Below are 5,731 nucleotides of genomic sequence, written 5' to 3'. Positions count from 1 at the left end.
CGTCGTACCCTGGCGGGTGTCCATCGAGGTCTGCAGCGCGCGCCGCATCTGCTCGCGCGCGTCGTCGGTGGTGGTCTCGGTCTGCGGCTTGCGCTTGGTCGCCATGGGAGTTCCCTTCCAGGGTGCGGACCACCGACGCGGCGGCCCGACGGGCGGGCGACAACTCCAGCTCGGCGCGTCTGATGCCGCGCCATTACGTACAGCCGTCACTGGAGCCATCGGCTGGGCGCCGGGCAGCGGTCCGGGATCACCGGAGCGGCTCGCCTGGCAGCGTGAGCCCGGGTCGGTCTGACCCTGGAGGGAGGCGGCACCGGGTGTGGCGCCACCGCCCGTGACCAGCGCTGAAGAGCGCCGGTCCCGAGACTAAGTTAACGTTCATTTTCCAGCTGCTGCCCACTGTTCCCGCGATACGGACACGGGCGGTGCACTCCCTGCGCTCAGCCGGTCAGCAGGGCGCCGTCGAGCTCGGCGCGGATCCGGTCCACCACCTCGTCGACGCTGCCCCGCCCGGTGAATCCGGCCGCGAACCGGTGGCCGCCGCCGCCGAGCGCCACCGCCACCGCGCTGACGTCCACCGCGCCCTTGCTGCGCAGCGAGACCGCCCACTCGGCCGGGGACACCTGCTTCAGCACGCAGCTCACGTCCGCCTCGGCCGTGCAGCGCACCGAGTCGATCAGCGCCTCCAGCACGTACGCCGGCTGGTCGTGCCGGGCCAGGTCCTCCTGGGTGGCGTACGTCCAGACCAGCCCGCGCCCGGCGGCGGCCGCCGGCTCCAGCCGGGCGCGGACCAGCACCTCGCCGAAGAGCCGGACCGCGCCGAACGGCCGGGTGTCGAAGATCCGCCGGGAGATGTCGCCGGGGTGGATGCCGGTGGCCAGCAGCCGGGCCGCCATCTCGTGCACCGCCGGGGTGGTGGCCTCGAAGCGGAACGAGCCGGTGTCGGTGCTCAGCGCGACGTACAGGCAGGTCGCGATCTCCGCGTCCAGCGGCACGCCGAGCCGGTCCAGCAGCCCCTCGGCGACCACTGAGGTGGCCGCCGCGTGCGGGTCGACCAGGTGGATGCCGCCGAACCGGGTGTTCGAGGCGTGGTGGTCCAGCACCAGCGCCGCGCCGGCCTTGTCCAGCCGGTCGACCAGGTCACCCAGCCGGGACTCGCTCGCCGCGTCGAAGCAGATCACCAGATCCGGATCCGGGTACGCGTCGTCCTGCGGGACCAGCAGGTCCAGCCCGGGCAGCCAGCGGAACGGCTCGGGCACCCCCGGCGGCCCGGGGAAGGTCGCCTGGAGCTGCCGTACGCCGAACCGGCGCAGGCCCAGCCCGAAGCCGAGCATGCTGCCCAGCGCGTCGCCGTCCGGGTTGACGTGGCAGATCAGCAGCACCCGCGCGTCGGCGGAAAGCCCGCGTACCGCCGCGGCGGCGGCCGCCCAGTCGGTGTCGGTCGGGCCGGCACCGGCCGGCGCGCCGCCCTCGGCGGGAGCCGTCACGGGCGGTCGCCGCCGCGCGGTTCGTCCTCGTCCCCGGTCTCGTCGTCGGCGTCCTCGTCCAGCCGGTACGGCTGGGCCTCGCCCGCGTACTGCGCGTTGGCGGCCAGCCGCTGCACTTCGGCGTCGGCGGTACGGGCCGCCGCGAGCAGGTCGTCGATGTGCTTGACCTGGTCCTGCACGTCGTCGAGGACGAAGGTGAGGGTCGGCGAGTGACGCAGCCCGAGCGCCTTGCCGACGGTGCTGCGCAGCATGCCCTTGGCGCTCTCCAGCGCGGCGGCGGTGCTGGCCTGGGCCGCCGAGTCGCCGAGCACGGTGTAGAAGACGGTGGCGTCGCGCAGGTCGGCGGTGATCCGGGCGTCGGTGATGGTGATCATCCCGAGCCGGGGGTCCTTGATCTGGCTACGCACCACCGACGCGACCAGTTCACGGATGCGCTCCGCGTGCCGGCGTACCTTGGCCGGATCCGTCATGTCCCCCACCTCCAGGATGACCCTGCTCCCTACGACGACTCCGGCTCGGCGCGTCTGATGCCGCGCCGCGACCTGAATCCGTCGCTGGAGCCGCCGGCCGGAGCCGACGGCGCGGGGCGCCGCCGGGTCCGACCGCCCAACATTCCTGAACACTACCCGCGCGGCCGTCACCAACGCGGCGGGGCCGCCGGGGTGCAAGGAAGGGCCCCCGGTTAACGCTTTCTGCGGGTAAAGGGCCCCCTCTTAACAGCCCGCTCAGTCCTCCGCGCCGTACAGGCGGCGGCGGACCGAGAGGAGCTCGGCCTCGGGCCGGGCGGCCACCAGGCGCTCGCACGCGTCGAGGACCTCCCGCACGTGCGCCGGCTCGGCGGCCACCACGGCCACCCCGATCTGCGCCCGGCCGTGCAGGTCGAGCGCCCCGACCTCGGCGGCGGACACCTCGAACCGGCGCAGCGCGGCGACGATCGGCCGGACGTACGACCGCTTGGCCTTCAGGGACCGGGAGTCCCCCGGCAGCAACAGGTCGAAGTGCGCGGTTCCCGTATACACGGCGAGCAACGGTACGGCACAGCCGCGCCCCGGTCACCCGTTTTCGCCAGGGGCGACCGCCACCAGCACGTCCCGCTCGATCGCCTGGTCCACCCGGTGCGCCAGGCCCAGGTAGCCCGGCCCGTCCACCACCCGCAGGCCCGCCCCGGCCAGCACCGCCTCGGCGGCGGCCCGGGGAGCGACGTGGGTGTTCCAGGACAGCCCCAGCGCCCCGCCGGGGCGCAGCAACTCCCGCCAGACCGGCACGGCGGCGGTGAGCAGGTCCAGCGGGCTGCGGGACAGCCCCTGCGCGGTGCGGCTGCCGTGGGCCACGCCGTACGGGGCGTCGGTCACGATCACGTCGGCGCAGCCGGGGCGGAGCGCCTCCCGGGCGCGGGTGGTGTCGGTGTGCAGCACGGTAACCCGCTGGGTGGCCCCGGCCCGGTGCTCGTCGCGGGAGGGGGCGAGCACCGCCTCGAAGCGCCGGGCGACCAGCTTGCGGTCCCGGCGGACCGGCACCGTCTCGGCGGTGTGCTTGAGCCGCTTGCGCCGCAGCCAGGTACGCAGGAACGCCGCGTACGCGTCGACGTCCTTGCCGTCGTGCTCGACGCCGATGCCGTCGTAGCCGTACATCAACGCCTGGTTGAGGGTGGTGCCCCGACCGCAGAGCGGGTCGAGGACCACCAGCTGCCGGTCCAGCATCGCGCCGGCCGAGGCGGAGGCGAGCAGGGTGGCGTTGAGCAGCAGCCGGGTGAACTGCTCGTTGGTCTTGCCGGCGTACTTGGGGATGGTGATCAGGTCGGAGTCGTACCGGGCGAGGGGGGACAGCGGCACCGGGCGCAGCAGGTCGTCATCGACCCGTTCGAACAGCGCGTACGCCGCCGACAGGTTGGCCAGGTAGGCCAGGTCCCGGCCGCCCAGCCCGGGCTCCGGGGCGGCGAAGGTCAGGTATTCCACCCCGCCGATCCGCGCCACCGTGGCGTCCACCGGCGCCGCGTCGAGCACTCCCGAGCCGGCGAAGATCTCCAACTCGGCGCGGGCCAGCCGGCCGGCGGCGTCGGCGTAGACCCGGTTGGCGGAGGGGGCGAGAAGCAGCGCGTACCTGAGCACGCCGGAGATTGTCGCAGCCTGCGAAGGCGGCGACGGCCGGGGCCCGTGGGCCCCGGCCGCCGCCGGTCGTTCACGCCGCTCAGGCGCGCGGCTTCTCCCGCATCTCGAAGGTCTCGATGATGTCGCCGACCTGGACGTTGTTGAAACCGCCCAGCGTCAGACCACACTCGAAGCCCTCGCGGACCTCCGTCGCGTCGTCCTTGAACCGCTTGAGGGAGCTGATCGTGAGGTTGTCCGCCACAACCGCCCCGTCCCGCAGCAGCCGCGCCTTGGCGTTGCGGCGGATGAGGCCGGACCGGACGATGCAACCGGAGATGTTGCCGATCTTGGACGAGCGGAAGACGTCGCGGATCTCCGCGGTCCCCAGCTCGACCTCCTCGTACTCCGGCTTGAGCAGCCCCTTGAGCGCGGCGTCGATCTCCTCGATGGCCTGGTAGATGACGGTGTAGTACCGGATCTCCACGCCCTCGCGGTCGGCGATCTCGCGGACCTTGTTCGCGGCCCGCACGTTGAAGCCGATGATCGTGACCGCCTCGGACGAGGCGCTCGCGAGCATGACGTCGCTCTCGGTGATCGCACCCACGCCCCGGTGGATGATCCGAAGCTGGACCTCCTCCGGGATGTCGAGGTTGAACAGCGCGTCCTCGAGGGCCTCCACCGAACCGGAGACGTCGCCCTTGAGCACCAGGTTGAGCGAGGTCTTCTCGCCCTCCTTGAGCTGCTCCATGAGCGTCTCGAGGGTCGCCCGGCCACGGGAGTTGGCGAATGCCGCCGCCCGCCGCCGCGCCTGCCGCTGCTCGGCGATCTGCCGCACGGTCCGGTCGTCCTCGGCGGCCAGGAAGGTGTCACCCGCTCCCGGCACCGTGGTCAGACCCAGCACCATGACCGGACGCGCCGGGCCGGCCTCGTCGACCGGCTTGCCGTTCTCGTCCAGCATGGCCCGGACCCGGCCGTGCGCCCCACCGGCGACGATCGAGTCGCCGGCCCGCAGGGTGCCCTTCTGCACCAGCACGGTCGCCACCGCACCGCGGCCCTTGTCCAGGTGCGCCTCGATCGCGACACCCTGCGCCGGCCCGTCGATCGGAGCGGTCAGCTCCAGCGACGCGTCGGCGGTCAGCAGCACGGCCTCGAGCAGCTCCTCGATGCCGATGCCGGGCTTGGCCGCCACGTTGACGAACATGGTGTCGCCGCCGTACTCCTCGGCGACCAGGCCGTACTCGGTCAGCTGCTGGCGGACCTTGTCCGGGTTCGCCTCCGGCTTGTCGACCTTGTTGACCGCGACCACGATCGGCACGTCCGCCGCCTTGGCGTGGTTGAGCGCCTCGATGGTCTGCGGCATCACGCCGTCGTCGGCCGCCACCACCAGGATCACGATGTCCGTGACCTGGGCACCACGGGCACGCATGGCGGTGAACGCCTCGTGACCCGGGGTGTCGATGAAGGTCACCGCGCGATCCACGCCGTCGTGCGGGACGTGGACCTGGTACGCGCCGATGTGCTGGGTGATGCCGCCCGCCTCGCCGGCCACGACGTTCGCCTTGCGGATCGCGTCGAGCAGCTTGGTCTTACCGTGGTCGACGTGACCCATGACGGTCACCACCGGCGCACGGCTGACCAGGCGGTCCTCCGACACCTCCGCGTCGAGGTCGATGTTGAACTGCGCGAGCAGCTCGCGGTCCTCGTCCTCCGGGCTGACGATCTGCACGTCGAAGCCGAGGTGCTCACCCAGCAGCAGCAGGGTGTCGTCGGAGCACGACTGGGTCGCGGTCACCATCTCGCCCAGGTTGAACATCTCCTGGACCAGCGAACCCGGGTTGGCGTTGATCTTGTCGGCGAAGTCCGACAGCGAGGCGCCACGGGACAACCGGACGACCTGACCCTGACCCCGGGGAGCACCCGAGGACATGGTCGGGGCCGACAGGTTGTCGAACTCCTGTCTGCGCTGCTTCTTGGACTTGCGACCACGGGTCGGCCGGCCACCCGGACGCCCGAAGGCACCCGCGGCGCCGCCGCCACGGCCACGACCGCCACCACCCGGACGACCACCACCGCCGGCCGGGGCGCCCGGACGGAAACCACCGCCGGGAGCACCGCCGCCGCCGCCACCGGGGCCGCCACGGTAGCCACCGCCACCGCCGC

Annotated in this window: 5 protein-coding genes; all 5 read right to left on the bottom strand. The window is 72.8% G+C overall.

The window, feature by feature from the left end; genetic code table 11:
• Positions 1-437 precede the first annotated feature (437 nt).
• Positions 438-1,484: a DHH family phosphoesterase gene (locus ONA70_RS34155; RefSeq protein ID WP_265010614.1), complete on the bottom strand. Its 1,047-nt coding sequence runs from the start codon at positions 1,482-1,484 to the stop codon at positions 438-440.
• Positions 1,481-1,954, bottom strand: coding sequence for a 30S ribosome-binding factor RbfA (gene rbfA, locus ONA70_RS34150; protein WP_265010613.1), 474 nt, complete (start codon positions 1,952-1,954; stop codon positions 1,481-1,483). Before rbfA ends, ONA70_RS34155 begins: the two co-directional genes overlap by 4 nt.
• Before the next feature lie 255 nt (positions 1,955-2,209).
• Positions 2,210-2,503 carry a DUF503 domain-containing protein gene (locus ONA70_RS34145; RefSeq protein ID WP_265010612.1) on the bottom strand — a complete coding sequence of 98 codons (294 nt, stop codon included), beginning with the start codon at positions 2,501-2,503 and terminating at the stop codon, positions 2,210-2,212.
• A 33-nt stretch (positions 2,504-2,536) separates the two neighbouring features.
• The gene (locus tag ONA70_RS34140; protein WP_265010611.1) at positions 2,537-3,592 is read right to left on the bottom strand and encodes a TRM11 family SAM-dependent methyltransferase; all 1,056 of its coding nucleotides are present in this window, start codon (positions 3,590-3,592) and stop codon (positions 2,537-2,539) included.
• Between the two features lie 79 nt (positions 3,593-3,671).
• Positions 3,672-5,731, bottom strand: a 2,060-nt coding sequence (gene infB, locus ONA70_RS34135; protein ID WP_265010610.1) for a translation initiation factor IF-2, incomplete at its 5' end; no start/stop codon positions are given.

The sequence above is a fragment of the Micromonospora yasonensis genome (assembly GCF_026013475.1).
GTDB classification, from domain to species: domain Bacteria; phylum Actinomycetota; class Actinomycetes; order Mycobacteriales; family Micromonosporaceae; genus Micromonospora; species Micromonospora yasonensis.
Note: the sequence above shows the minus strand (reverse complement) of the source record. Positions and strands in the feature narration are given on the sequence as shown.